Consider the following 25,933-nt stretch of genomic DNA (forward strand, 5'->3'; position numbering starts at 1 on the left):
AACGGCGGGTGGGGCGGGCGACGGTCAGTGCAGGAACTGGAGACGGGCGAGTTCGGCGTACAGGCCGCCCTGGGCCAGCAGTTCGTCGTGGGTGCCTTCGGCGACGATGCGGCCCTGGTCCATCACCACGATCCGGTCGGCCTTGAGCACGGTGGCCAGGCGGTGGGCGATGACCAGGGTCGTCCGCCCGCGCATCAGGTGTTCCAGCGCCTGCTGCACCGCGCGCTCGCTTTGCGCGTCCAGGGCCGAGGTGGCCTCGTCCAGCAGCAGGATCGGCGCATCGCGCAGCAGCGCCCGGGCAATCGCCACGCGCTGCTGCTGGCCGCCGGACAGGCGCGTGCCGCGCTCGCCCAGCTGCTCGTCGTAACCATCCGGCAGGGCGGTGATGAACTCATCCGCCTCGGCCATGCGCGCCGCGGCCTCGACCTCGGTGTCGCTGGCCTCCAGGCGGCCGTAGCGGATGTTGTCGCGCGCACTGGCGGCGAAGATGGTCGGGTGCTGCGGTACCAGCGCAATCTGTTCGCGCAGTTCAACCGGGTCCAGTTCACGCAGGTCCACGCCGTCAACGCGGACTGCGCCGCGCTGCGGATCGTGGAAGCGCAGCAGCAGGCCCAGCACGGTGCTCTTGCCGGCACCGGAAGGCCCGACCAGGGCAACGGTTTCGCCGGGGCGCACGTGGAGGGAAAAGTCCTGCAGCGCGGGCGTGTCCGGGCGCGAGGGGTAGTGGAAGCCGAGCCCGTCGAGAACGATATCGCCCTGTACCGGCTGCGGCAGGTTGCGCGGCTGGGCCGGCGCCGTCAGCTGGGGGGATTCCACCAGCAGTTCGTTGATCCGGCCCATGCCGCCGGATGCCCGCTGCAGCTCGTTCCAGACTTCCGCCAGCGCGCCTACCGAGCCGCCGCCCAGCAGCGCATACAGAACAAACTGACCCAGCGTGCCCGGGGTGAGGCGGCCGGCCACAACGTCCTGCGCGCCCGACCACAGCACGATGGTGATGGCGCCGAAGATCGCGGTGATGGCCACGGCCGTGACCACCGCCTGGGTGCTGATGCGCCGACGCGCGGTCGCGACCGACAGGGCCACGGCCTCCGAGAAACGGCTGCGTTCCCAGGCTTCGCGGGCGTGGGCCTGCACGGTGTGGATTGCGCCCAGCGTTTCAGCGGCCAGTGTGTTGGCATCGGCTACCCGGTCCTGGCTGGCACGGGAGATTTTCTGCAGCCGGCGTCCGCCGAGCACGATCGGCAGCACGAATACCGGGATGCCGATCAGGGTCCAGGCGGCCAGGCGCGGGCTGGTGATCACCATCATGCCCAGGCTGCCCACCACCATCACCACGCTGCGCAGGGCGACCGACATGCCCGAACCGATCACGCCGCGCAGCAGCTCGGTATCCGCCGACAGGCGCGAGACCAGCTCGCCGCTGCGGCTGCGTTCGAAGAACGCCTGGTCCAGCCCGACCAGGTGCGAGTACAGCCGGGTGCGCAGATCGGCGATCACCCGCTCACCCAGCAGGGAGACGAAGAAGAACCGCGCGGCGGTCGCCAGCGCCAGCGCCAGGGCCACCACGAACAGCACCGCGAAGGCGGCATTGATGTTGCTGGCATCGCTGAAGCCGCGGTCGATCATCACCCGGACCGCGACCGGCAGGCTCAGGGTCGCGGTGGACGAGGCGGCCAGGGCCAGCAGCCATGCGGCGACCAGCCCGCGCTGGCGCCCGAGGAAGGGCAACAGCGTGCGCAGGACACCGATCCGCGCCTTGGCGGAGGGGGCGGCTGCTTCAGCGGCAGCGGGAGATGGATCGGTGGCTTCGGTCATTGTCGGAGGCAGGGTCCGGGAGGGCTGGGCGCGCAAGCCGCCCATTGTAGAAGGCCCGGCGCTCAGGCGTCTTCGAACCGGATCCGGTCGCGGCTGGCATCGCGCAGGTGGATCCGCAGGGCATCGACCCGTGCGGCCGGCAGGCGCAGCGCGAACCGGGCGCCGGCGGCGTCGAACTGCTCATCAACCTTCTCTGCTTCGAACGCCTCCAGCGCGGCGTGGACGGAGCCGAGGTCTTCAAACGGGGCGTGCAGCGCCACCTGTGCGTAGTCGACCAGCGGGCTGCGTTCGGCCTGGCGCAGGCACTCCGCGGCGGACCCGCCATAGGCGCGCACCAGGCCGCCGGCGCCGAGCTTGATGCCGCCGTACCAGCGGGTCACCACCACCACGATCTGGTCATAGCCCTGGCCGTCGATGGCGGCCAGGATCGGACGGCCGGCGGTACCCGCCGGTTCGCCGTCATCGCTGGAGCGGTAGTCGTCGCCGATCCGCCAGGCCCAGCAGTTGTGGGTGGCATCGGGAACGCGCACCGATTCCAGCCACGCTGCGGCTTCAGCCGCACTGCCGACGGCGACGGCGCGGGCAAAAAAGCGGCTGTGTTTGACCTCGATCTCGTGCGAGGCGGGTGCGGCAAGGGTGTCGAGCGTCATTCGTCCAACAAGCCGTCAAGATCGTCGGGCAGGGACTGGAAAGGATACCGGCGACGGTATTCGCGCAGGCTTTCGCGCGCTACGTCGAGCTCGCCGGTATCCCGCTGCTCTCGGATCCGCTCGAGCCACAGGTGCTGGAACTCGGGGGACTCCACCGTCGCCGGGGGATCGCCATGCAGGTCGTCCAGGTGCAGGTCATCGCCCTCGAGTGGGATGAGGCCATGGTTGGCGTCAGCGGCCTGGTCCGTTTCGAGTTCGACGGTGACCGGGGCGGAAGGGGGCGGCGGCGATGCGGGTGGGGCCGGAGGCGAGTCGCGAACCTGTGCGGGTTCCGCAACGCGGCTCTCGCTTGCAATCAAAGGGGAGTCGGGTGCGGCTGGAGCAGGCCTTTTGACCGTCGCTGGGATGTTTCCCACGGGAGTCGGCCGCAGCTGCCAGGCAACGCCCACGGCGAAAGCCAGCAAAGCGGCGATCCCAAGCGCCGCAGGCCAGTGCCTGTGTGGGCGTGAATCCGGGGGGGCCTGATTGTGGTTCATGACTGCACCAACGCCCCATCACTGGGCGCGTCGATGACCGGGGCGGGGGTAAGTGAGTCCTTCACCATTGGCAGGTTAAGCGTTGGCGGTGTGAACGGGAAGCCGACGGGTTGCCGGTTCCGGCACAGTTTGCCGTTAGATGGGGGAGGGCGAGGGGGATCCCGTACTGGCTTGGACGGAGTGGGACTTATGACGGGCGGGCCCTGGACCAGGGTGGAAGCTGCCGGCGGCGAGCTGGAGCGGCGGGTGGCCGAACGCACCCTTGCGCTGCAGCAGGCCAATGCCGTCCTGCAGGCTGAGATCATCGAGCGCCAGCATTCGGAGCGGCTGCAGCGGGCACTGTTCCGGATCAGCGAACTGTCGGTGACCGCGGTCAGCATGGAGCGTTTCCATGCCGATGTGCACGAATTGGTGGATGGCCTGCTTTACGCGAAGAATTTCTATGTGGCCATGTTGTCGGCGGACGGGCAGCGGATCGAGTTTCCCTACTCGGTCGATGATCGCGATCCGGTCCGCACGTCCCGGCCGCTGACCAGGGGATTGACCGAATACGTGATCAACAGCGGGCGCGCGCTGCTGGCTGACCGCGAGGCGATCGCCCGGCTTGAGGGCAGTGGAGATCTGCGCAACTACGGCACGTTGGCCCACAGCTGGCTGGGCGTACCGCTGGAGCTGGACGGCGAAGTGGTGGGAGTGATCGCCGTGCAGAGCCATTCGCCGGACATCCACTTCGGGCAGCGTGACCAGGAGCTGCTGACCTTCGTGGCCCAGCACATCGGCATTGCCCTGTCGCGCAAGCGCGCGCAGGACGCGCTGCGTGCCGCGCACGCTCATCTGGAGTCCCGGGTGGATAGCCGTACCCGCGAGCTGAAGGAGGTCAACCGCGAGCTGCGTGCCCAGATCGGCGAGCGGATGCGCGCAGAGCAGCGCCTGCTTGACCAGGCCCGGCATGACGACCTGACCGGGCTGCCAAACCGGACCCACCTGCTGGAAAAGCTGGACGCCGCGATCAGCCGCATGCACGAGCCGGGGTCGATTCCTTTCACCGTACTGTTCATGGACCTGGACCGGTTCAAGCTGGTCAATGACAGCGTTGGCCATGCGGCCGGCGACGACATGCTGATCGAAACCGGGCGGCGGGTGCGGCGCGCGCTCAACGCCAACGACACGGTGGCGCGGCTGGGCGGGGACGAGTTTGCGGTGCTGCTGGAAAACGTGGCCACGGCGCCGGCGGCCGAGGGGGTGGCGGCGCGCCTGCTGCGTGAGTTGGCGCGGCCGGTATGGATCGCAGGCCGTGAGCTTTTCCCCTCGGCCAGCATCGGCATTTCGGTGTGGCAGCCGCGCTACCGCTATGGCGAGGAGATGATCCGTGACGCCGACGCGGCCATGTACCGCGCCAAGGCGCGGGGCCGGGCCCGCAGCGCCGTCTTCGATGAGGCCATGCGCGCCGAGGCCACGCGGCTGCTGGATCTGGAGGCCGACCTGCGCCGGGCGATCAACAAGAAGGCGTTCGAACCGTATTTCCAGCCGATCGTGCGCCTATCGGACGGCGAGGTGGTGGGCCATGAAGCGCTGCTGCGCTGGAACCATGAGATCCGCGGGATCCTGACGCCGGTGGATTTCATCGGCGTGGGCGAGGACAGCGGCCTGATCGAGCAGGTGGACTGGCTGCTGTACCAGGACGTGGCCAGACAGCTGCGCGTACCCCGTCATGGGTATATCTCCATCAACGTGTCGCCGCGGCATTTCCACTCCGATGACTTCGCCAGTCGGCTGCTGTCCCTGCTGGAGATGGAAAAAGTGGACCCGGCGCGGCTGCGGATCGAGATTACCGAAGTGGCCCTGCTCGACGATGCCCCCCGGGCCCTGCGCATGCTCAACATGCTGCGCGAGCGCGGGGTGGTTGCCCTGCTGGACGACTTCGGTACTGGCTTTTCGGCGCTGTCCTACCTGCATCGGTTTCCGATCCAGTCGTTGAAGATCGACCAGAGTTTCGTCGCCGGCCTGGAGGGCGAGGTGCGCACGGAAAGCCACGCCCTGGTGCGCGCGATCCTGGCGCTGGCGGGAACGATCGGCATCGAGACCGTTGGCGAAGGCGTGGAAACGGAGCGGCAGCGGGATGTGCTGCTGCGCCTGGGGTGCGAGTACGGACAGGGCTATCTGTACGGAAGTCCGCAGCCATTTGACGCCATGAACGCTGAGACCATGAACGGCTGAGCGCGCAGGCCGGGCGTCAGTCACGGCCTGCACGGATCGTTTGCCTGCGCGCTTCGCCAATCAGCTCCACCAGTTCGGCACGCAGCTGCCAGGGATCGTCACCGACCGATGCGCGCGCGCTGCCCTCGATCTCATCCCAGCCCCAGCCGTCGATCTGTGTCCCGCCACGCAGGGCATCGGCGTAGGCCGCCACCGCAGATGCAAAGCGCAGCTGTTCGCTCGGACGGGTGCGCATTGTCTCGCGGGTCACCGGAGTCTCGATCAGCTTGCTGGTGTCATGGCCAGGAAGCTTGTAGCGCAGGCGCAGATGGGCAAACTCCTCACCGCGAGCCTCCGTGGCCGTGGAAGTCGTGCCGTAGCGCAGCGGTGGCAAGCGCTCGCCACCCGATCCCACCAGCGCCACTTCATACAGCGCAGTGACCTCGTGCCCGGCACCGATATCACCGGCGTCAACGCGGTCATTGGCGAAGTCCTCGCGCTGCAGCAGCCGGTTTTCGTAGCCGATCAGGCGGTACTCGGCCACCTGCGCCGGGTTGAACTCGATCTGGACCTTGACGTCGTGGGCAATGGTCAGCAGCGTGGCCGACATCTCTTCTACCAGCACCTTGCGCGCCTCGCGCAGGGTGTCGATATAGGCCAGCTTTCCGTCGCCGGCCTGGGCCAGGCGCTGGGCCAGTGCATCGTTGTAATTGCCCTGGCCAAAACCGAGCACGGTCAGGGCGATGCCGTCCTTGCGGCGGTCGGCGACCAGCGTTTCCAGAGTGCCGCCATCAATGTTGCCGACGTTGAAGTCGCCATCGCTGGCCAGGATTACCCGGTTCACGCCGTCTTCCAGGAAAGCCTGCCGCGCCATGTTGTAGGCCACCCGCAGGCCGTCGCCGCCGGCGGTGGCGCCATGGGCCTGCAGCCGCTCAATCGCGGCGTTGATCTCTTCGTGGCGATCGCCGGGCGTCGGAGGCAGGACCACGCCTGCGTGGCCTGCATAGGCGACGATTGATACGCGGTCCTGTGGGCGCAGCTGGCTCACCAGCTCGGCAAAAGCCTGCTTGAGCAGGGGCAGCTTGTCGTGACTGCTCATGGAACCCGAGGTGTCGATCAGGAACACCAGGTTGGCCGGCGGCAGCTCCAGCTTCGGCACGTCATAGCCCTTGATGCCGATCATCAGCAGGTGGCGGTTGTCGTTCCAGGGCGCCGGTGCCATCTCCGTGGTGACGCGGAACGGAACTTCACGGGAGTCAGGGGCGGCGTGCCCATAGGAGAAATAGTTGATGAACTCCTCGGCACGCACCGCATCGGCCGGCGGGCGGATGCCGTTTCGCAGCATCCGGCGCACGTTGCTGTAACTGCCGGTGTCGACATCGACGGAGAAGGTGGAAACCGGCTGTTCGCTGGTCCGCTGCACCGGGTTGTCGCTGCGCTCGTCGTAACGCTCGGTGTTGACGTGGGGAGGAGGCGGAAAGCGTTCGCCAGCGGTACGTGCCAGGGAGTCAAACGGGCGTGCGGATTCGAAGGAGTGCGCCGGTGCCGGTGGCGAGGGCGGTGCAGGAGGCGATGGCGGCCTCGGGGTATCAAACACGACAGGTGGACTGTCTGAAGTGCTCTTGCAGCCGGACAGGACAAGGCTGCCGAGCAGCAGGGCGGTCAGAATCGGACGTTGCATGGCACTCTCCGTGTGTTGGTCCAGGCTGCCAATGTACGTGAGGCTCAGCCGCGGATCACCAACAGGCGCGGTTCGGTCATGTCCTCGATCGCATAGCGCACGCCTTCCCGGCCCAGCCCGGACTGTTTGACCCCGCCATAGGGCATGTTGTCCACCCGGAAACTGGGGATATCGCCCACGATCACGCCGCCGACTTCCAGCGCATCCCATGCACGCATCGCATGGGCCAGGCTGGCCGTGAACACGCCGGTCTGCAGGCCGAAATCGCCAGCGTTCACGATGGCAAGTGCCTCGCCGAAGTCATCGAAAGGCTGCAGGCAGGCCACCGGGCCGAATACCTCCTGACGGTACAGATCGCTGTCGGGCGGCACATGCTCCATCAGCGTCGCCGAAACCATGTTGCCCTTGCGCGCCCCGCCGACAAGGCGCTTCGCCCCGTCTGCCATCGCGTCTTCGACCCATGATTCAATCCGTTTGGCGGCGTCCTCATCAATCACCGGGCCGATAAAGGTGCCTTCCTCGCGCGGATCACCCATGGGCAGACTGGCCACTTTCTTCTTCAGCTTGCGGCGCAGCGGTTCGTACAGATCACGGTGAACCAGAATGTGCTGCACGCCGATGCAGCTCTGGCCGGACTGGTACCAGCCGCCGAATGCCAGCCGGTCGACCACATGATCCAGGCTGGCACCCGGATCGGCATCGACGATGCAGGCCGCATTGCCACCCAGCTCCAGAGTGACCTTCTTGCGACCGGCCTGCGCCTTCAGGTCCCAGCCGATCAGTCCGCCGGTAAAGCTGAGCAGCTGGATGCGCTCGTCTTGCACCAGCAGCGAGGCGTCGTCGTTACTGCAGGGCAGGATTGAAAATGCCCCTTTGGGCAGATCGGTTTCAGCCAGGATTTCGCCAATGATCAGCGCCCCCACCGGGGTCTTGGCCGCGGGCTTGAGCACGAACGGGCAGCCGGCTGCGATGGCGGGCGCCACCTTGTGCGCCACCAGGTTGAGCGGGAAATTGAACGGAGTGATGAAGCTGCACACGCCGATCGGAACGCGCTTGACCATGCCCCGGTAGCCACGGCTGCGCTCGGAGATCTGCAACTCTACGGTTTCGCCTTCGATCCGGGTGGCTTCACCGGCAGCGATGCGGAAGGTGTCGATCAGTCGGTCCACCTCGCCGCGGGCGTCGTTGATCGGTTTGCCGGCCTCGATGCAAAGGGCCAGCGCCAGCTCGTCGTAACGCTCACGGAAACGCTGCACGCAGTGTTCCAGCACATCGCGGCGCGCGTCCGGGGTGAACTCCTGCATCGGCCGGCGGGCACGACTGGCCGCAGCGATTGCCTTGCGCACCGCTGCCGTATCGGCAAAGGCAACGCGGGTGGCGATGCGTCCGGTGTACTTGTTGCGTACTTCCAGGTCCGTATTGGCCGCCACCGGCTGGTTGGCGACGTAGTACGGATAGCTGGCGGCAAGGCTGCCGCGCACGCGTTTGGCTGTGGTCTTTTTCCTGGTCATTTGATTGCGGCGCTCAGACGGGGAATGTCTTCGTTGAGGATCCGGTCGTCATCGGAATAGTCAATTGGAAGCTCGATCAGGTCCACGCCCGGCCGCTCCAGCACATCACGCAGCAGCGGGGCGAACGCCTCAGTCGATTCGACCCGATGACCACGGGCACCGTAACTTTCGGCGTACTTCACGAAATCCGGGTTGCCGTAATCCATGCCGAAGGCGGGGTAGTCCTCATGGCTCTGCTTCCACTTGATCATGCCGTAGGCATCGTCGCGCAGCACGATCACCACCAGGTCCAGCTTCAGGCGCACGGCGGTTTCCAGTTCCTGCGAATTCATCATGAATCCGCCGTCCCCGCACACTGCCACCACCTTGCGATCCGAATGCACCATGCGCGCAGCCATGGCGACGGGCAGGCCGGCGCCCATGGTGGCCAGCGCATTGTCCAGCAGCAGGGTGTTTGGCCGCTGGCAGCGGTGGTTGCGCGCAAACCAGAGTTTGTACAGGCCGTTGTCCAGGGAAATGATGTCGTCGGCGCCCAGCACCGTGGCCATGTCGGCTACCAGCCGCTGGCTGACCATGGGGAAGCGCGCATCTTCCGCGCGGTCCTGCAGGTGCTCCATGAGCGCGCTGCGGGCGCGGTCAAAGCAGCCGAAGTCCCAGTGCTCCTGCGGCTCCAGCGCCTCGGCCAGCTGCCACACGGCATTGGCAATGTCGCCCACCACTTCCACCTGGGGGAAGTACACCGGATCCACCACCGCGCTTGAATAGTTGATGTGGATCACCGTGCGCTTGCCCTCGCGCATGAAGAACGGCGGCTTCTCGATCACGTCGTGGCCGATGTTGATGATGCAGTCGGCCGCATCGATGGCGCGGTGGACAAAGTCGTCGTCGGACAGCGCCGCCGTGCCCATCCACAGCGGCCCGGTTTCATCCAGCACACCCTTGCCCATCTGGGTGCTGAAAAACGGGATGCCGAGCTTGTCGATGAAGGCGGCGAGCATGCGCGCGGTGGTCTTGCGGTTGGCGCCGGCGCCGACCATCAGCAGTGGCCGTCGCGCATCGCGGATGGCGGATGCGGCGCGTTCGATGGCCTTGTGTTCGGCCAGCGGCCGGCGTGAATGCGAGGGCGGAATCAGCATGGCGTCGGTCTGGTCGCCGGCGACGTCCTGCGGCAGCTCGAGGTGGGCCGCGCCGGGACGCTCTTCCTCGGCCCGGCGGACCGCCTCGCGCACGCGGGCGGGGATGATTTCAGCCGAGACAAGCTGACGGGTGAACTTGGTCAGCGGACTCATCATCGCCACCACATCGACGATCTGGAAGTGGCCCTGGCGACTGCTGCGGATCGGCTTCTGGCCGGTGATCATCAGCATCGGCATGGCGCCAAGCTGCGCATAGGCTGCGGCGGTGACCAGGTTGGCCGCGCCGGGCCCAAGGGTGGCCAAACAGGCCCCGGCGGTGCCGGTCAGACGGCCGACGGTGGCGGCCATGAAGCCGGCAGCCTGCTCGTGACGGGTCAGCACCAGTTGGATCTTCGACTTGCGCAGGGATTCGATCAGATCGAGGTTTTCCTCGCCCGGTATGCCGAACACGTATTCGATCCCTTCTGCTTCCAGCGCGGCGACGAACAGGTCGGAGGCTTTGGTCATGGAGCGGGTTCCCGGCAGGTGGACCCCGAGCATAGGCCACCTGCCGTGACCATCAGGCGACGGCTTGTGTAGGAGCGCGCCATGCGCGCGAAGCCGCGTGAATTCTGCTTCCGGCAGATCGCAACATTCTCAAGGGGTCGGCGGGGCAGCGCCTGTCAGGACTGTCGGCGACATGGACGTCGCCGACAAGCGTACATGGACGTATTCACAGCGAGTCCTGACAGGCGCTGTCCCGCCGGCTCGCCCCCGCAAACCAATCGTCACGCGGCTTCGCGCGCATGGCGCGCTCCTACTGGGGAATCACTTCCAGGTGCAGCTCGCCGTCCTGCAGCCGGGCGCTCACACGTTCGCCGGGCTGTACGTCGCCGACGCTGCGCACCACCTGGCCATCATCGCGCTGCACGATCGCGTAACCGCGGGCCACCGTGGCCAGCGGGCTCACCGCCTCCAGCGCACGGGCAAGGCCGGCCAGGCGCATCGCCTCATGGCTGAGGCGGCGGGGCAGGGTGGCGTGCAGTCGCGGCTCGATCACTGCCAGCCGGTCGCCGAGCGCGGCCAGCTGGCGCTGCGGCGCGTTGGCCCGCAGCACGCCCTGCGCGTGGCGCAATGTAGCCTGGCGGCGCTCCTGTCCGATGGCGAAGGCCGACTGCAGCCGGCGCAACGCCTGTTGCTTGCGCTGGCGCAGCGCGTCCAGCCGGGCCTGCGGACGCAGCGCATGCAGACGCAGCGCCGCACGGTCCGCCTGTTGGGACGACTGACGCAGACGGTGCGTGCCCAGGGTGACCAGGCGGCGATGCTGGGCCCGCAGGCCGGTCAGCAGGTCGGTGCGGTCGGGCACCAGCAGCTCGGCGGCGGCGGAAGGGGTCGGCGCGCGAAGATCGGCGGCGAATTCCGCCAGGCTGAAATCGGTTTCGTGGCCGATGGCCGCCACCACCGGGACCGGTGAAGCAGCGACCGCGCGGGTCAGTGCCTCGTCGTTGAACGCCCACAGATCTTCCAGCGAGCCGCCGCCGCGGGTCAGCAGCAGCGCGTCATAGCGACCGCTGGCCCCCGCGCGCTGGACCATGGTGGTGATCTGCGCCGCCGCGCCTTCGCCCTGCACGGGCACCGGCAGCACATCCACCTCCAGCAGCGGGAAGCGCCGGCCGATCACGCTCAGCACGTCGCGCACCGCCGCGCCGCTGGGCGAGGTGATCACGCCCAGCCGCTGCACGAGCGCGGGCAGGGGACGCTTACGCGCCGCGTCGAACAGGCCTTCCGCCTGCAGCTTCGCCTTCAGCTCCTCGAACGCCCGCCGCAGCGCGCCTTCACCGGCTTCTTCCAGCGAGTCGATCACCAGCTGGTAGTCACCCCGTGCTTCGTACAGCGTCAGTCGGCCGCGCGCGAGCACCTTCAATCCCTCGCGCGGCTGGAATTTCAGCCACGTGCTCTTGGGCCGGAACATCGCGCAGCGCACCTGGGCGCGCGCATCCTTGAGGGTGAAATACAGGTGTCCCGAGGCCGGCCGCGCCACGTTGCCCAGCTCGCCCTCCACCAGCACCAGCGGGAAGGTGTCTTCCAGCAGGCTGCGGGCCAGGGTGTTGAGCTGCGATGGGGTGAGGATTTCGCCGGTAACGTTGTCATTCATCGGCACAGGATATCGCGCCGGCCGGTACCGGGATCCGTCACGGTGCGGCCTTCCCTACAATGCCGGCTCAACCAATCCTGGAAGACCGCGCATGAAACGTATCGCACCAGCCCTGCAATGCAGCCTGATCGCCCTGGCAATCACCGCCTGCAGCCCAGCTTCGCAGGCGATCGAAGAAGATGCGGCGACCTCCGTGGAAGCGCCTGTCATGGCGCAATCGCAGGAAATCTTGATCGAAGCGCCCTGGGTGCGCCAGCCGCCGCCTTCCGCGCAGGTCGCGGCCGGCTACATGCGCATCGAGAATCCCGGTGCGGATGCGGACCGGCTGCTTGCGGTGGAAACGGGCGACGCCGCGCGCGTGGAGATCCACGAAATGGAAGAAGTGGACGGGATCATGCGCATGCGCGAGGTCCAGGGCGGGCTTGAGGTGCCGGCCTCCGGACACGTGGAGCTGGTGCCGGGTGGATATCACCTGATGCTGATGGAACCACGCGAGGGCCTGGCTGCCGGCCAGCAGCTGGAAGCGACGCTGGTATTCGAGCAGGCGGGCGAGGTGCCGGTGGTCTTCGACGTGCGCCCGGTCGATGGTTCGGCCGTATCGCACGATCACGCCAATCACGACGCCAACCACGATGATCACGCGGGCGACCATGCTGACGATCACGCCCACGGCCACTGACGCGCCCGCAGGGCCAGGGCAGGGCCGCTCCCACGCGGCCCGCCAGCTGGCGTCATGCGCGGTTGTCCCGCGCCCGGTAAAATGGCCGCATGTCCGCACAGCCTGAATCCCTGCCCCCCTGCCACGCCGATCCGGCGCCCGCCTACGGTCCGGCCTCGCGCCGCGCCACGCGCCAGGTGCGCATTGGCAATGTCCTGGTGGGCGGCGACGCCCCGGTCGTGGTGCAGTCGATGACCAACACCGACACCGCCGATGTCGCCGGTACGGCAAAGCAGATCGCCGATCTGTGGCGCGCCGGCTCGGAGATGGTGCGGATCACGGTGAACAATCCGGAGTCCGCCGCTGCCGTGCCGCGGATCGTCGAGCGCCTGGCGATGCAGGGCGTGGAAGTGCCGGTCATCGGTGACTTTCACTACAACGGCCACCAGCTGCTGGCCGCGGAGCCGGCCTGCGCTGAAGCCCTTGCCAAGTATCGGATCAACCCCGGCAACGTCGGTTTCGGCAAGAAGCGCGATACCCAGTTTGCCCAGCTGATCGAGTTTGCGATCAAGTACGGCAAGCCGGTGCGCATCGGCGCCAACTGGGGCTCGCTGGACCAGTCGCTGGCTGCGGTGCTGATGGATGAAAACGCGCAGCGTGCCGAACCCTGGGATGCCGGCCGGGTACTGCGCGAGGCGCTGATCCGCTCGGCGCTGGATTCTGCCGAGCGGGCGGTTGAACTGGGCTTGGCGCGTGAAAACATTGTGCTCAGCGCCAAGGTCAGCGGCGTGCAGGAGCTGATCGCCGTGTACCGCGATCTGGCGGCGCGCTCCGATTTTGCCCTGCACCTGGGACTGACCGAAGCCGGCATCGGCAGCAAGGGCATCGTGGCCTCCAGCGCGGCGCTGGCGGTGCTGATGCAGGAAGGCATCGGCGACACCATCCGTATCTCACTGACGCCCGAGCCGGGCCAGGCCCGCACCACCGAGGTGGTCGTGGCCCAGGAACTGCTGCAGACCCTGGGGCTGCGTGCCTTTACCCCGATGGTCACAGCGTGCCCGGGCTGTGGCCGCACGACCAGCGAGTTCTTCCAGGAGCTGGCCCAGGTGGTGCAGGAGCACGTGCGGGCAAAGATGCCGGAGTGGAAGATCAGCCATCCGGGCGCGGAGAACATGACCCTGGCGGTGATGGGCTGCGTGGTGAACGGGCCAGGCGAATCACGTCACGCCAATATCGGCATCTCCCTGCCCGGCACCGGTGAGGCGCCGGCCGCGCCGGTGTTCGAGGACGGCAAGAAGACCGTCACCCTGCGTGGGGAGGGCATTGCCGGCGAGTTCGTCGGCCTGATCGACAGCTACGTCGATCGCCACTACGGCACCGGCGCGACGCCAGCGGCGGACTAGCCGCTATTCCAGCGGTTTGTTCGCCGCCGGCGTGGCGCCGGTGACCTGGCGCCGCTTGCGCCGGGCGATCACGGCTTCACGATGGGCGATGTAGCCGTTGGCACCGAGGATGATTGCCGCGCCGGCAATCGTCCACGCGTCCAGCACTTCTGCGAACAGCAGCCACCCCAGCAGGGCGACGATCGGCAGCTGCAGGAAGCTGATCGGCGACAGCGCGCTCACATCGCCGATGTTCAGCGCCCGGGTCCAGAACATGTGCCCGGCCGTGCCCAGCACGCCCGCGGCGATCACCCACAGCCAGGTGATGCCCTGCGGCCCCTGCCACACGGCCAGGGCCGGCAGCAGAGACATCGGCACCCACAGGATGGTGGTCCACAGCACCACGCGATCGGCCGGCTCGCTGCGGGTCAGCTGCTTGATCTGGATGGCCACCGCAGCGCTGATCACCGCGCCGGCCACCGCCACCATGCTGCCCCAGCTGAACTCGTTGCCGCCGGGCCGCACGATCACCAGTACGCCGATGAAGCCGGCCACCACGGCACTCCAGCGCCGCGCCCGCACCTGTTCGCCCAGCCAAAAGGCGGCGGCGATGGTGACGAACAGCGGCGATGAGTACGACAGCGACACCGCATGCGCCAACGGCAGGTTGGCGATCGCCCAGAAGCCGCACAGCATGGCCAGGGTGCCGAGCACGCAGCGGAACACGTAGCGCGGCAGCTGGGTGGTGCGCAGCAGTCCGATGCCGTGCAGGCGCAGCAGTGGCAGGGCAGCCAGCATGCCGAAGAAGGAGCGGAAGAACGCCACTTCGAACGCATGCAGCTGCTCGGAGGCCAGCCGGATTGTCAGCACCATCAGCGCGAACAGCACCGTGCTGGTGAGCATCAGCAGGGCGGCCTGTACAGGCACCGGACGGCTCACCAGTCCGCGCCGATGATCCGCGGCTCGGGCTCGAGCATCACCCCGAAGCGCTGGTTGACCGAAGCCGCAATTTTCCGGGCCAATGCCAACAGCTGGGCGCCCGTGGCGTCGCCGTGGTTGACCAGCACCAGGGCGTGCCGGTCGGACACGGCCGCGTCGCCATCACGATGGCCCTTCCAGCCACAGGCGTCGATCAGCCAGGCGGCCGACAGCTTGCGGCTGTCCGTATCACCACCCGGGAACACCGGCAGCTGTGGATGTTGCTGCAGCAGCGATTCGGCCAGCACCGCTGGCACGATCGGGTTCTTGAAGAAACTGCCGGCGTTGCCGAGCACCGCGGGGTCGGGCAGCTTGCTGCGCCGGACCCGGCACACCGCCTCGGCCACCTGTGAGGCGGTGGGGGTGGTGATGCCGGCACGGTCCAGCTCGGCGCTGATGCCGGCATAGCCCAACCGCAGGTCCGCCGTGCGTGACAGCTGGAAAGTCACCGCACTGATCACCCAGCGGCCGGGCTCGCGCTTGAAGCGGCTGTCCCGGTAGGCGAAGCCGCACTCAACGCCGCTGAGCTGTACCTGGGCGCCGGTCTGGCGATCGAAGGCCTCCACAGCATGGATGCGCTCGCCAGCTTCCACGCCGTAGGCGCCGATGTTCTGGATCGGGGCGGCGCCTACCGTGCCCGGGATCAGCGACAGGTTCTCCAGGCCAGCCAAGCCGTGACCCAGCGTCCAAAGCACGAAATCGTGCCATTCCACGCCGGCCTCGGCACGCACCAGTGCGTTGTCACCGTCGTCATCGACGATGCGGATGTCCTGGCCGGTGAGGACCAGGACCACGCCGGCCGGATCCGCGGCGAACAGCAGGTTGCTGCCGCCACCCAGCACCAGTACCGGACCATCGCGCAGCGCGGCATTGGCGAACAGTTCCGGCAGGGCCGCCGCGTCGCGCACCTCCACCAGCAGGTCGGCATGCGCCTGTACGCCAAAGGTGTTGCGGGCGCGCAGCGGGGCACGCTCCGCCAATCGCCAGGCAGGGCTCATCGATGCTTCACAGCGGCGGCAGTGGGCCGCGGCTGGGTGCTTCCCGGCGTCGCCGGATGGCTTCCACGCACTCTCCGATCAGGGTCGGGCCGCGATAGATCAGGCCCGTATAGCACTGCACCAGCGTGGCGCCAGCGGCGACCTTCTGCACCGCGTCGGCGCCGGACAGGATCCCGCCCACGCCTATCAGCGGGATGGATTCCGGCAGCCGGGTGCGCAGCCTGCGCAGCACGGTGGTGGACTTGTTCATCAGCGGCGCACCGGACAGGCCTCCGTTCTGGTCCGCGTGGGCGTGACCCTTTATTTCGGTGCGCGAGATGGTGGTATTGGTGGCGATCACGCCATCCACCTCCAGTTCCGACAGCACCCGCGCTGCGGCTTCCACGTCATCGTCGCTGAGATCCGGCGCCACCTTGACCAGCATCGGCACGCGCCTGCCGTGCGTAGCGCCGAGTCGCTCCTGCGCCTCGCGCAGATGGCCGATCAGGTGCCGCAGCGCCTGCTCTTCCTGCAGCTCACGCAGCCCCGCGGTATTGGGCGAGGAAATATTGACGGTGAGGTAGTCGGCCAGCGGATACACCCGTTCCATGCAATGCACGTAATCCAGGTGCGCTGATTCGTTGGGGGTGTCCTTGTTCTTGCCGATGTTGATGCCGAGCATGCCGGGTCCGCTGCGGCGCGCGCGCTCAACGTTGTGGACCAGGGCATCGACGCCGGCGTTGTTGAAGCCCAGGCGGTTGATGACCGCGCGATGCTGGGGCAGGCGGAACATCCGCGGTTTGGGATTGCCTTCCTGGGGTCTGGGCGTGACAGTGCCGACCTCCACGGATCCAAATCCCAGCGCGAACAGGGCGTCGATATACGCGCCGTTCTTGTCCAGTCCTGCAGCCAGTCCTACCGGATTGGGGAACTGCAGGCCGAACGCCTGCACCGGCATGTCCGGACTGCGGCGGGCAAGCAGCGGTCCCGCGCCGCAGCGCCTGGCCGCCTGCAGGGCAGACAGGCCAAGGCCGTGGGCCTTCTCGGCATCGATGCGGAACAGCAGGGGTCGCAGGAGGGGATACATGTCAGGCGGCATCCCGAACACGATGCAATGACAGGAAAGGGACGGCGCGCGGCCCGGAAGCCGCGCGCCGTTCGGTCACAGGTCGAACTTGATGCCCTGGGCCAGCGGCATTTCATCGGAGTAGTTGATGGTGTTGGTCTGGCGACGCATGTAGGCACGCCATGCGTCCGAGCCGGACTCGCGACCACCACCGGTTTCCTTCTCGCCACCGAAGGCGCCACCGATCTCGGCACCGGAAGTGCCGATGTTGACGTTGGCGATGCCGCAGTCGGAGCCGGCAGCAGACAGGAACTTTTCCGCAGCCTTCAGGTTCTGGGTGAAGATCGACGACGACAGGCCCTGCGGCACGTCGTTCTGCATCTCGATCGCCTCTTCCAGATCCTTGAACTTCATCACGTACAGGATCGGGGCGAAGGTTTCGGTCTGGACGATTTCAGCATCCGCCGTCAGGCCGGTGATGATGGTCGGCAGGACGAAGTTGCCCTTGCGATCGGTCAGCGCCTCGCCGCCGGTGGCAACCGTGCCGCCGGAAGCCTTGGCCTTCTCGATGGCGGCCAGGTAGCCCTGCACGCCCTCGGCGCTATTGAGCGGGCCCATCAGGTTGGCCGGATCGGTCGGGTCACCGATCTTCTTTTCCACCTGCTTGTAGCCGGCGACCAGCTTTTCCAGGACATCGTCGTGGATCGACTCGTGCACGAACACGCGGCGGGTGCTGGTGCAGCGCTGGCCGGCGGTGCCGACCGCGCCGAACACGATGGCCGGGATTGCCAGCTTCATGTCCGCGCTTTCGTCCACGATCATGGCGTTGTTGCCGCCCAGTTCCAGCAGCGAGCGACCCATGCGCTTGGCCAGGCGCTCACCCACGGTGCGGCCCACCTTGGTGGAACCGGTGAAGCTGATCAGCGGGATGCGCTTGTCGTCAACGAACTTCTCGGCCAGCTCGGTGCCGGCGTCGTTGATCAGGAAGAAGATGTCGGGGAAGCCTGCTTCGCGCAGGGCCTCGTTGCAGACCTTCATCGAGGCGATCGCCGACAGCGGGGTCTTCGGCGACGGCTTCCAGATGCAGATATCGCCGCAGACGGCAGCCACGAAGGCGTTCCACGACCACACTGCAACCGGGAAGTTGAACGCGCTGATGATGCCCACCAGGCCCAGCGGGTGCCACTGCTCGTACATGCGGTGGCCCGGGCGCTCGGAGTGCATGGTCAGGCCGTACAGCTGACGCGACAGACCAACGGCGAAGTCGCCGATGTCGATCATTTCCTGTACTTCGCCGTCGCCTTCCGGCTTGGACTTGCCCATTTCCAGGGCAACCAGCGAACCCAGCGCATCCTTGTGCTCACGCAGGGCGTTGGCGCACAGACGGATGGCTTCACCACGGCGAGGAGCCGGGGTGGTGCGCCAGACCTGGAAGGACTCCTGGGCGCGCTTCACGATGGTCTCGTAATCCTCGGCGGTGGTCGCCTGCACCTTCGCCAGCACCTCGCCGTTGCTTGGATTGATCGGCTCGATCACGCCGGCGCCGGAGGCCTGCGACCATTCGCCGCGACCAAGATAGGTGCCGGATTCGGTATCAGTCAGGCCGAGGGCGGTGAGGACGGGATGGGGCATTGGACAACTCCTGGAGGGTAAAGGGTCGAAAGAGGCGATGTGTGGGCTTGTCCCGCGCATGGGGCGGACGGCTGCAACAGCCTTGGAGGCAAGCGGATCCGTGGATTGGCGACCCCGGCACGATTCGAACGTGCGACCTTTCCCTTAGGAGGGGAACGCTCTATCCAGCTGAGCTACGGGGCCTGATATCGCGCCATGCAGTGGAAATGGTGGAGCGGAGGAGGATCGAACTCCCGACCTTCGCGTTGCGAACGCGACGCTCTCCCAGCTGAGCTACCGCCCCACGGATGCCACTTCAGTCGCGGGCATTATACGGCCGGGTCAGTTGACGGCAACTGCTTGGCAAGCAGCGGAGCCAGCACGGGTTCCAGCTGTTCGCGGCGCCATCCGGACAGGGCGTCGGGCCAGCGGCCGGTCTCCAGCAGCTGCTCCAGCCGCTTGCGCGATGCCAGTACGCCATCAGGAATGCCCAGGCTTGCGCTGAGGGCGGAAACGGCCTCCTGCATCCGGCGCACGATCTTCCGATCCGCCTCCACCGCAGGTGGCTCCGGCGCATCAGCCTCATCGACCAGCGGGGTGTCCAGGGCAGTCCAGATCTGCGCAGCCAGCTTGCGCGGTGCTTTGGGGTGCGCGTCGAGGCGACGCTGCAGCTGGGCCTGGTCCTCGGGCGGCCGGCGGGCAAGCTCGAAGGCGAGTTCGTTATCCAGTACCCAGTTGCGCGGACGATCCTGGCTGCGCGCGTGCGCCTCGCGCCAGCGCAGCAGGCGAAGCAGGCGGATGCGGGAGGGGCCATCCACGTGCTGGGCGCCGCGGGCGGACAGGTGTGGCCAGGGTTCGGGCTCGCTGCCCGCAGCGCTGACCTGGCGTGCGCAGTCGTCTTCGAACCAGGCGCGCCGACCGAGTGCGTCCAAGCGCGCGGACAGCTGGTCGTACAGCGCGCCGAGGTAACGCACGTCGTCGGCGGCGTATTCCAGCTGGGCGTCGCTGAGTGGACGCTTCAGCCAGTCGGAACGGGTCTGGCCTTTGGCCAGCTCCACGCCGAGCAGGTCGCCGACCAGACGCTGGTAGCCGATGCCTGCCGCTATGCCGGTCAGCGCGGCCGCCACCTGGGTGTCGAACAGCGGCGTCGGCGCGGCATCACAGGAGTGGCTGAAGGCCACCAGATCTTCGCCGGCGCTGTGCATGACCTTGACGATTGAGGTATCCAGCAGCAGCACGCGCAGTGCTTCCAGAATGCCCGGGGCGAGCGGGTCGATCAGCAGGATGTCGTCGTCGATGGCAAGCTGTACCAGCGCCAGCTGCGGCCAGAACGTGCGCTCGCGGATGAATTCGGTATCCAGCCCGACGTGTTGCGGACGGCTGGCCAGACGGTTGGAAAGAACGGTGGGGTCGGTGACCCAGATCGGGTTGGATGCAGACATGCAGCGAGCCTAGCAGGTTGGCCCGAACCTGAACCGGGGCACGGGTGGATTGACGCTCTGCGCAGCGCACCCTACCGTCGCGTTTTGCCCATCCATTTTGACCACCCAGATCCCGGAGGATCCGTTTGCGTATCCAGTCCCTTCTCACTGCCGTGCTGATCGCGATGCTGTGCGCCAGCTGTGGCAGGCAGACGGACACCGACGCAGCAGTGGTGGAGGAAGCGGTCGAGGACGCCTCGGGCAGCGTGACCATCAGCGGCGATGACCGCCAGGCAGGCAGCCTGACCTGGACCCGCCCGCAGGTGACGCTGGACGAGGACGGCGCCGACCAGGCTCGGGAACAAGCGGGCGAGGCGCTGGAAGAAGGCCGGCTATACGACGACGGCGAAGCGGCGATCCCGCTGTATCTGGCCCTGCTGGACCGCGATGCGGACAACGAGGACGCCAAGGCCGGTCTGGAGAATGCCAGGCAGCGGCTGCTGGAGCTGGGCTCGCAGGCGCTGGACGGGGCAGGCGAGGACGCTGCCGCCCTGCGCGATGCGCGGCGCGTGGCTGCGGTGGCGCGGGGAGTGTGGCCGGATGACGAAGAGGTTGAATCCTATCTCCAGCAGGTGGACCTGGCCGAACAGCTCTGGCAGCTCAACAGCGAGGCGGAAGAGCAGATGGCCGCCGGTAATTACGGGGACAACTACGGGGAAGCGGGAAACGGCGGCGCGATGGCCGTACTGCGCGAAGTGCTGGCGCTCAGCCCGGGGCAGCCGCGGGCAATGCAGAACGTCGCAGCGGTGGAGAGCGCCCTGATCCGCAACGCCGAAACCGCAGCCGATGAAGATGATTTCGACACTGCCGGAGTGTGGCTGGATCGCGCTGGCACCATCCGGCCGGAGGCCAGCACCGTGCCCGATGCACGCGAGCGGATCGAGCGCCAGAGATCGATGCGCATCGCCCAGCTGCGCGACCAGGGCGTGGCCGTGCTGGGTGAGTTTGACGGCATTGCCAAGGCGCGCGCGTTGCTGGGGGATTTGCTGCGTCTTGCCGAACCCGGCGATCCCTCGGCGACGGAGCTGCGCGAACGGATTGACCTGGCGGTGCACTACGGCCTGTTCCGGCCGGGCCAGATGTTCACCGATGCGCTGGAAACCGGTGGGCGAGGACCGCGCATGGTGGTGGTGCCACACGGTGCTTTCACCATGGGAGCGCCGGATAACGAGCGCGGGTCCACGGATCATGAGCGGCCGCAGCGCAATATCCGCTTCGACCGTGGTTTCGCCATGGCGGTCACCGAGGTCAGCGTGGGCGAGTTCCGCCGCTTCATCAACGCCACCGGGTTCCAGCCGCGCGCGGTGCGGCGGGGATTCTCCATGGCCTGGGACGAGCGCAGCGGCAACTTCGTGCGCAGCAGTCGGGTGGACTGGAGCTCCGGGTTCGCGGGTGGCCGGGCCGCGAGTGATATGCCGGTGATCCATGTGAGCGTCGAGGATGCCCAGGCCTATGTCGACTGGCTGTCGCAGCAGACCGGCCGCCGCTACCGCCTGCCGAGCGAGGCCGAGTTCGAATATGCGCTGCGGATGGGGACCGGTACGGCGTTTCCCTGGGGCGATGGCGAGCCGTCTGAGGGCAGCGGCAACTTTACCGGCAGCCGCGACCGTTCGACGGGCGGACGCAGCTGGAGCAACGCCTTCAGCAATTACAGCGATGGCCACTGGGGTCCTGCGCCGGTGGGCAGCTTTTCCGCCAACGAATGGGGCCTGCATGACCTGGCTGGCAACGTCAGCGAATGGGTGGCCGACTGCTGGCACGACAGCTATCGAAGGGCGCCGCGCGATGCGGCCGCCTGGGTCAATCCCGGTTGCCGCACGTACGTGATCCGGGGTGGTGCCTGGGCCAGCTCGCCGGAACAGACCCGGTCCGCCTGGCGTGCGCCAGCGGAGCGTGACACCACCAACGCGCGGATCGGCTTCAGGGTAGTGCGGGATCTTTGATTGACCCGGCGCCGACGTGGCGTCATTGGGAGTGGAGGTGAAGTCATGCAACAGCGACGGGACACCGGCCAGCGGCCTGCGCGGCGGCGCGGCGGTGGGCTGAGGATATGGGTGCTGGTGGCCTTCATCGGCTATGGCGCCTGGTACTGGTTCTCCAACCAGAGCGTGGATCCTGTCACCGGTGAAAGCGTGCTCATCGACCGTTCGCTGTCCGCCGAGGATGAAAAATCGCTGGGCCTGCAGGCGTATCAGCAGATTTTGGCCCAGGAACGGCCGATCGATCCGGATGCGCCGATCTCGCGTCAGGTACGCAATATCGCCGAGCGGCTGCTGGCCAAGGTGAGCGTTGTGGAGGCCGCGCTCGCCGCCGAGCACGGCCTGGAGCCGTCGCGGTTCTCCGAGTCGTTCGAGTGGGAAGTGAACGTCATCGATTCAGACCAGGCCAACGCGTTCGCGCTGCCGGGTGGAAAGATGGCGGTCTACACCGGCCTTGTGCCGGTGGCCGGGACCGAGGATGCCCTGGCGGTGGTGATGGGCCATGAGATCGCCCACGCGCTGCTGCGCCACGGCGCCCAGCGCATGGCCCAGCAGCGCCTGAGCCAGATCGGCCAGGCGGCGGGCGCGTTCAGCGGCATGGATCCGCAGCAGCAGCAGATGGTGATGGCGGCGATGGGCTACGGCTACCTGCTGCCGTATGCGCGCAAGCATGAAACCGAGGCCGACGAGGTGGGGCTGATGCTGGCGGCGGCGGCCTGCTTCGATCCGCATGAATCGGTGCCGCTGTGGGAGCGCATGGGGCAGGCCAGCGGGGGCCAGGCGCCGCCGGAGTTCGCTTCCACCCATCCCAATCCGGGCACTCGCATTGCCAACCTGCAGGCGCTGATGCCCAAGGCGCTCGAATACCGCGCCCGCTTCTGCGAACAGACTCCGTAGGTCGGGGCTACGCCCCCGACAGGGACTTCAGAAGCTGATAAACAGTCCGCCGTTGACGGGCAGGTTGGCACCGGTAATGAATCCCGCCTCATCGGCGGTCAAAAACTCCACCGCCCGCGCGATCTCTTCCGGCTGGCCCAACCGGCCGGCCGGCACCTTGGAGACTATGTCGTCCCGGACCTGCTGCGGCATGGCCATGACCAGCGCGGTTTCGCAATAGCCGGGAGACACGGAATTCACGGTCACGCCCTTGCGCGCGCCTTCGCGGGCCATGGCCATGGTGAACCCGTGCATGCCGGCCTTGGCCGCTGAATAGTTGGCCTGGCCGAACTGCCCGGTCTGCCCATTGACCGAGCTGATATTTACCACCCGCCCAAAGCCCCGCGCGGACATGCCTTCGATCGCGGGCTGGCACATGTTGAACACGCCGCCCAGGTTCACGTCGATCACCTGCTGCCACTGCTGGCGGTCCATCTTGCGCAGGGTCACGTCGCGGGTGATCCCGGCACCGTTGACCAGGATGTCCAGCGTGCCGTGCCTGTCTTCGACATCGGCCACGAAAGCCGCGCAGGCCTCGTGGTCGGCCACGTCGAGTGCGCTGAAGCTGACGTCCAGCCCGTCCATTTTGCGTTCGAAGCTGTCGATGCGTTCGGCATCACCGCCCAGGTCCGTGGCAATCACGGTACGTCCCGCCCGGGCCAGGGCCACGCAGATGGCGCTCCCAAGACCGCCGATGCCGCCGGTGACGACGGCAATTCTCTTGCTCATGCAGCGGATCCTTCAGCTTTCGCGCTTGTCGCCGGGGCGCTCGCGTCCCCCGGTAGGTTTCTGCCCAAGGCTGCCGGTCAGGTTCTTCTGGAACTCCTGCCACATTTCCATGTTGCGCTCGGTGAGCTTGTTCATCATGGCCCACGGCGTCTGCTCGACCAGCCCGTCCATCTGCTTGCGCAGCTGGTGCTGCTGTTCCAGGAACGAGTGCATCGAGCGCTCCAGGTAGGTACCCATGAAACCCTGCAGCGAGTCGCCGTAGAAACGGATGATCTGGCTGAGCAGTTCGGTGGACAGGATCGGCGTGCCGTCCTGTTCGTGCTCGGAGATGATCTGCAGCAGCACCTGGCGGGTCAGGTCGGCGCCGCTGCGGGCGTCGACCACTTCGAAATCCTCGCCGTCAACAATCAGTTGGCGGACATCTTCGATAGTGATGTAGCTGGAAATCTCGGTGTCATAGAGACGCCGGTTGGGGTACTTCTTGATGACACGCGTGGAGCTCATTGAGCAGGCACTCACAGATCCCTGTTGCCCTGCAGCATGGCGCAGCAGGACAGGCCTTGCAAGCTGCGCCAGGAGACCAGCGGCGCGCCCTTCGCAGTGTGGAAGGGCGCCTTCGGCCGGCTACCAGCCCATGTACTGGCCGCCGTTGGCGGCAAGGTTGGCGCCGGTGATCCAGGCGGCTTCTTCGGGCAGGAAGAAGGACACCGCGTAGGCGATTTCCTCCGGCGTTCCCAGCCGTCCGGTCGGGATCTGGGCAATGATCTTCTCGCGCACTGCCTCAGGCACAGCCATCACCATGTCGGTGCCGATATAGCCCGGGCAGACGGTGTTGACGGTGATGCCGTAACGGGCGTTTTCCTGCGCCAGCGAAATCGTGAAGCCATGCATGCCGGCCTTGGCGGCGGCGTAGTTGGCCTGGCCGTACTGTCCCTTCTGGCCATTGATCGAACTGATCTGCACGACCCGGCCCCACTTGCGGTCACGCATGCCGTTGATCACCGGGCGGGTGACGTTGAACACCGAGCCCAGGTTGGTGTTGATCACGTCCTGCCACTGCTCGGGCACCATTTTGTGGAAGGTGCCGTCGCGGGTGATGCCGGCATTGTTGACCAGGATGTCCACCGGTCCGAGCCTGTCCTCGACTTCTTTCACCATGGCGGCGGACTGCTCTGGGCAGGTGACGTCACCGGACACGGCGGTGATGTCGTAGCCGTCCTGCTTCATCTTCGCCAGCCAGGCCTGGGTGCGTTCCTCGTTGCGGTAGTTGGTTGCTACCTTGTGGCCCGCGTCGGACAGGCGCTTGCAGATTGCCGTGCCGATACCGCCGGTACCACCCGTTACCAATGCCACGCGCGTCGTCATGATGCCTGTCTCCGAATAGGGCCTGCTGGTGGGTGCGCACAATCGCGCCTGCCGTGCCTGATTCTATGCACCGGAGATGACTTGTGTGTTGTGCGCTGCGGCGAGGCGCTCCCAGCCACTTGATTTTCACTGCATGCGCTCATAATTCATGCTCACGCGTTGGTGGTTGTAGCTGCCAGCGGCCATTCACTCCCTGGAGCCTTCAGCCCCATGTTCAAGCGCGTCTTCCTGTTTCTTGCCACCAACCTGGCCGTGCTGGCCCTGGTCAGCGTGGTCATGGCGATTTTCGGTATCGACCCGGCCACCAATGCCGGATTGCTGATGTTCGCCGCCATCTTCGGTTTTGGTGGGTCCTTCGTTTCCCTGGCCATGTCCAAATGGGCGGCCAAGCGGTCCACCGGCGCGCAGGTGATCACCCAGCCACGGGGTGAGCTGGAACAGTGGCTGGTGGCCACCGTGCAGCGGCAGGCCCGCGATGCCGGCATCGGCATGCCCGAGGTGGCCGTGTATGACGCGCCGGAGATCAACGCGTTCGCCACCGGTGCGCGGCGCAACAGTGCGCTGGTGGCGGTGTCCACCGGCCTGCTGCGCTCGATGACCCGCGATGAGGCCGAAGCGGTGCTGGCCCATGAGGTGGCGCACATCGCCAACGGCGACATGGTCACCATGGCCCTGCTGCAGGGCGTGCTCAATACGTTCGTGATCTTCCTGGCGCGCATCGTCGGCCGGGCGATCGACAGCTATCTGAGCGGCAACCGCGATTCGGGTGGCGGCGGGCTCGGCTATTTCGCGATCGTGTTTGTGCTGGACATGGTCTTCGGCCTGTTCGCCAGCATGATCGCCATGTGGTTTTCGCGCCGTCGCGAGTTCCGTGCCGATGCCGGCGGGGCTGAGCTGGCCGGGCGCGAGAAGATGATCGCCGCGCTGGAAAAACTGAACCAGACCTACGGCCAGAACACCCTGCCCAAGCAGGTGGCGGCGTTCGGGATCAGCGGTGGAGTGGGTGCCGGCCTGAAGAAGCTGCTGATGAGCCATCCGCCGCTGGAAGAGCGCATCGCCACGCTGCGCAATGCTTCGGTCAAGTCGGGCATGACGATCCGGGTCTGAGCCCG

General features: G+C 66.9%; 21 protein-coding genes and 2 tRNA genes. 6 read left to right on the forward strand and 17 right to left on the reverse strand.

Going from position 1 to position 25,933, the window contains the following annotated elements; genetic code table 11:
• Window positions 1–24: 24 nt before the first annotated feature.
• The 3 genes from WCE59_RS00620 to WCE59_RS00630 all read right to left on the reverse strand — a co-directional run bounded on the left by WCE59_RS00620 (window position 25) and on the right by WCE59_RS00630 (window position 2,824).
• On the reverse strand, window positions 25–1,815 hold the full coding sequence (locus WCE59_RS00620) for an ABC transporter transmembrane domain-containing protein (protein WP_343256772.1): 1,791 nt from the start codon (window positions 1,813–1,815) through the stop codon (window positions 25–27).
• A 62-nt stretch (window positions 1,816–1,877) separates the two neighbouring features.
• Window positions 1,878–2,465: an IMPACT family protein gene (locus tag WCE59_RS00625; RefSeq protein ID WP_343256773.1), complete on the reverse strand. Its 588-nt coding sequence runs from the start codon at window positions 2,463–2,465 to the stop codon at window positions 1,878–1,880.
• Entirely contained in the window at window positions 2,462–2,824 is a 363-nt protein-coding gene (locus WCE59_RS00630; protein ID WP_343256774.1) for a hypothetical protein, read from the reverse strand. The genes WCE59_RS00625 and WCE59_RS00630 overlap by 4 nt, the downstream gene beginning before the upstream one ends.
• Before the next feature lie 366 nt (window positions 2,825–3,190).
• On the opposite strand from WCE59_RS00630, the gene WCE59_RS00635 reads away from it, so the two are divergent.
• Window positions 3,191–5,218, forward strand: a complete 2,028-nt coding sequence (locus tag WCE59_RS00635) for a putative bifunctional diguanylate cyclase/phosphodiesterase (protein ID WP_343256775.1) — start codon at window positions 3,191–3,193, stop codon at window positions 5,216–5,218.
• 16 nt (window positions 5,219–5,234) lie between these two features.
• Here WCE59_RS00635 and WCE59_RS00640 read toward each other — a convergent pair whose 3' ends face one another.
• From WCE59_RS00640 to xseA, 4 genes are all read right to left on the reverse strand, one after another.
• Complete coding sequence (locus WCE59_RS00640) at window positions 5,235–6,878, reverse strand: vWA domain-containing protein (RefSeq protein ID WP_343256776.1); 1,644 nt, start codon at window positions 6,876–6,878, stop codon at window positions 5,235–5,237.
• Window positions 6,879–6,922: 44 nt separating this feature from the next.
• Window positions 6,923–8,389: an aldehyde dehydrogenase family protein gene (locus tag WCE59_RS00645; RefSeq protein ID WP_343256777.1), complete on the reverse strand. Its 1,467-nt coding sequence runs from the start codon at window positions 8,387–8,389 to the stop codon at window positions 6,923–6,925.
• The gene (locus WCE59_RS00650) at window positions 8,386–10,032 is read right to left on the reverse strand and encodes an acetolactate synthase large subunit (protein ID WP_343256778.1); all 1,647 of its coding nucleotides are present in this window, start codon (window positions 10,030–10,032) and stop codon (window positions 8,386–8,388) included. The genes WCE59_RS00645 and WCE59_RS00650 overlap by 4 nt, the downstream gene beginning before the upstream one ends.
• A 289-nt stretch (window positions 10,033–10,321) precedes the next feature.
• The gene (xseA, locus tag WCE59_RS00655) at window positions 10,322–11,659 is read right to left on the reverse strand and encodes an exodeoxyribonuclease VII large subunit (RefSeq protein ID WP_343256779.1); all 1,338 of its coding nucleotides are present in this window, start codon (window positions 11,657–11,659) and stop codon (window positions 10,322–10,324) included.
• Window positions 11,660–11,750: 91 nt separating this feature from the next.
• On the opposite strand from xseA, the gene WCE59_RS00660 reads away from it, so the two are divergent.
• Window positions 11,751–12,338 carry a copper chaperone PCu(A)C gene (locus WCE59_RS00660; protein WP_343256780.1) on the forward strand — a complete coding sequence of 196 codons (588 nt, stop codon included), beginning with the start codon at window positions 11,751–11,753 and terminating at the stop codon, window positions 12,336–12,338.
• An 89-nt stretch (window positions 12,339–12,427) separates the two neighbouring features.
• Window positions 12,428–13,720: a flavodoxin-dependent (E)-4-hydroxy-3-methylbut-2-enyl-diphosphate synthase gene (gene ispG, locus WCE59_RS00665; RefSeq protein ID WP_343256781.1), complete on the forward strand. Its 1,293-nt coding sequence runs from the start codon at window positions 12,428–12,430 to the stop codon at window positions 13,718–13,720.
• 3 nt (window positions 13,721–13,723) lie between these two features.
• On the opposite strand, the gene WCE59_RS00670 is transcribed toward ispG, so the two are convergent.
• From WCE59_RS00670 to rnd, 7 genes are all read right to left on the reverse strand, one after another.
• Entirely contained in the window at window positions 13,724–14,602 is an 879-nt protein-coding gene (locus tag WCE59_RS00670) for a DMT family transporter (RefSeq protein ID WP_343257087.1), read from the reverse strand.
• A gap of 32 nt (window positions 14,603–14,634) precedes the next feature.
• On the reverse strand, window positions 14,635–15,675 hold the full coding sequence (gene murB / locus WCE59_RS00675; RefSeq protein ID WP_343256782.1) for a UDP-N-acetylmuramate dehydrogenase: 1,041 nt from the start codon (window positions 15,673–15,675) through the stop codon (window positions 14,635–14,637).
• Window positions 15,676–15,682: 7 nt separating this feature from the next.
• Entirely contained in the window at window positions 15,683–16,741 is a 1,059-nt protein-coding gene (locus WCE59_RS00680) for a quinone-dependent dihydroorotate dehydrogenase (protein WP_343256783.1), read from the reverse strand.
• A 75-nt stretch (window positions 16,742–16,816) separates the two neighbouring features.
• On the reverse strand, window positions 16,817–18,352 hold the full coding sequence (amaB, locus tag WCE59_RS00685; protein ID WP_343256784.1) for an L-piperidine-6-carboxylate dehydrogenase: 1,536 nt from the start codon (window positions 18,350–18,352) through the stop codon (window positions 16,817–16,819).
• 106 nt (window positions 18,353–18,458) lie between these two features.
• A tRNA-Arg gene (locus WCE59_RS00690) sits at window positions 18,459–18,535 on the reverse strand.
• Window positions 18,536–18,559: 24 nt separating this feature from the next.
• Window positions 18,560–18,635: transfer RNA gene (locus WCE59_RS00695), tRNA-Ala, on the reverse strand.
• A 25-nt stretch (window positions 18,636–18,660) separates the two neighbouring features.
• Window positions 18,661–19,773 (reverse strand): ribonuclease D, encoded by a 1,113-nt coding sequence (gene rnd, locus WCE59_RS00700; protein WP_343256785.1) that lies wholly within the window; start codon window positions 19,771–19,773, stop codon window positions 18,661–18,663.
• Between the two features lie 119 nt (window positions 19,774–19,892).
• Here rnd and WCE59_RS00705 point away from each other — a divergent pair, with 119 nt between their 5' ends.
• Both WCE59_RS00705 and WCE59_RS00710 read left to right on the forward strand, forming a co-directional pair.
• Window positions 19,893–21,755: an SUMF1/EgtB/PvdO family nonheme iron enzyme gene (locus WCE59_RS00705; protein ID WP_449284081.1), complete on the forward strand. Its 1,863-nt coding sequence runs from the start codon at window positions 19,893–19,895 to the stop codon at window positions 21,753–21,755.
• Window positions 21,756–21,800: 45 nt separating this feature from the next.
• A complete protein-coding gene (locus WCE59_RS00710) occupies window positions 21,801–22,688 on the forward strand; it encodes a M48 family metallopeptidase (protein WP_343256786.1) in 888 nt (295 codons plus the stop codon).
• 27 nt (window positions 22,689–22,715) lie between these two features.
• On the opposite strand, the gene phbB (WCE59_RS00715) is transcribed toward WCE59_RS00710, so the two are convergent.
• From phbB (WCE59_RS00715) to phbB (WCE59_RS00725), 3 genes are all read right to left on the reverse strand, one after another.
• The gene (gene phbB, locus WCE59_RS00715) at window positions 22,716–23,456 is read right to left on the reverse strand and encodes an acetoacetyl-CoA reductase (protein ID WP_343256787.1); all 741 of its coding nucleotides are present in this window, start codon (window positions 23,454–23,456) and stop codon (window positions 22,716–22,718) included.
• Between the two features lie 12 nt (window positions 23,457–23,468).
• Entirely contained in the window at window positions 23,469–23,960 is a 492-nt protein-coding gene (gene phaR / locus WCE59_RS00720) for a polyhydroxyalkanoate synthesis repressor PhaR (protein WP_343256788.1), read from the reverse strand.
• 120 nt (window positions 23,961–24,080) lie between these two features.
• Entirely contained in the window at window positions 24,081–24,821 is a 741-nt protein-coding gene (gene phbB, locus WCE59_RS00725) for an acetoacetyl-CoA reductase (protein WP_343256789.1), read from the reverse strand.
• Between the two features lie 210 nt (window positions 24,822–25,031).
• Between phbB (WCE59_RS00725) and htpX the strand changes: the two genes are divergently transcribed.
• Window positions 25,032–25,928 (forward strand): protease HtpX, encoded by an 897-nt coding sequence (gene htpX, locus WCE59_RS00730; RefSeq protein WP_343256790.1) that lies wholly within the window; start codon window positions 25,032–25,034, stop codon window positions 25,926–25,928.
• Window positions 25,929–25,933 lie beyond the last annotated feature (5 nt).

This window comes from Luteimonas qiangzhengi (assembly GCF_039548515.1).
Classification (GTDB): Bacteria; Pseudomonadota; Gammaproteobacteria; order Xanthomonadales; family Xanthomonadaceae; genus Luteimonas.

Bases quoted from the DNA above. Each gene is read 5' to 3' on its own strand.
- WCE59_RS00620 (WP_343256772.1), bottom strand. From the start codon at position 1,815: ATGACCGAAGCCACCGATCCATCTCCCGCTGCCGCTGAAGCAGCCGCC.
- WCE59_RS00625 (WP_343256773.1), bottom strand. From the start codon at position 2,465: ATGACGCTCGACACCCTTGCCGCACCCGCCTCGCACGAGATCGAGGTC.
- WCE59_RS00635 (WP_343256775.1), top strand. From the start codon at position 3,191: ATGACGGGCGGGCCCTGGACCAGGGTGGAAGCTGCCGGCGGCGAGCTG.
- WCE59_RS00640 (WP_343256776.1), bottom strand. From the start codon at position 6,878: ATGCAACGTCCGATTCTGACCGCCCTGCTGCTCGGCAGCCTTGTCCTG.
- WCE59_RS00645 (WP_343256777.1), bottom strand. From the start codon at position 8,389: ATGACCAGGAAAAAGACCACAGCCAAACGCGTGCGCGGCAGCCTTGCC.
- WCE59_RS00650 (WP_343256778.1), bottom strand. From the start codon at position 10,032: ATGACCAAAGCCTCCGACCTGTTCGTCGCCGCGCTGGAAGCAGAAGGG.
- xseA (WP_343256779.1), bottom strand. From the start codon at position 11,659: ATGAATGACAACGTTACCGGCGAAATCCTCACCCCATCGCAGCTCAAC.
- WCE59_RS00660 (WP_343256780.1), top strand. From the start codon at position 11,751: ATGAAACGTATCGCACCAGCCCTGCAATGCAGCCTGATCGCCCTGGCA.
- ispG (WP_343256781.1), top strand. From the start codon at position 12,428: ATGTCCGCACAGCCTGAATCCCTGCCCCCCTGCCACGCCGATCCGGCG.
- WCE59_RS00670 (WP_343257087.1), bottom strand. From the start codon at position 14,602: ATGCTCACCAGCACGGTGCTGTTCGCGCTGATGGTGCTGACAATCCGG.
- murB (WP_343256782.1), bottom strand. From the start codon at position 15,675: ATGAGCCCTGCCTGGCGATTGGCGGAGCGTGCCCCGCTGCGCGCCCGC.
- WCE59_RS00680 (WP_343256783.1), bottom strand. From the start codon at position 16,741: ATGTATCCCCTCCTGCGACCCCTGCTGTTCCGCATCGATGCCGAGAAG.
- amaB (WP_343256784.1), bottom strand. From the start codon at position 18,352: ATGCCCCATCCCGTCCTCACCGCCCTCGGCCTGACTGATACCGAATCC.
- rnd (WP_343256785.1), bottom strand. From the start codon at position 19,773: ATGTCTGCATCCAACCCGATCTGGGTCACCGACCCCACCGTTCTTTCC.
- WCE59_RS00710 (WP_343256786.1), top strand. From the start codon at position 21,801: ATGCAACAGCGACGGGACACCGGCCAGCGGCCTGCGCGGCGGCGCGGC.
- phbB (WP_343256787.1), bottom strand. From the start codon at position 23,456: ATGAGCAAGAGAATTGCCGTCGTCACCGGCGGCATCGGCGGTCTTGGG.
- phaR (WP_343256788.1), bottom strand. From the start codon at position 23,960: ATGAGCTCCACGCGTGTCATCAAGAAGTACCCCAACCGGCGTCTCTAT.
- phbB (WP_343256789.1), bottom strand. From the start codon at position 24,821: ATGACGACGCGCGTGGCATTGGTAACGGGTGGTACCGGCGGTATCGGC.
- htpX (WP_343256790.1), top strand. From the start codon at position 25,032: ATGTTCAAGCGCGTCTTCCTGTTTCTTGCCACCAACCTGGCCGTGCTG.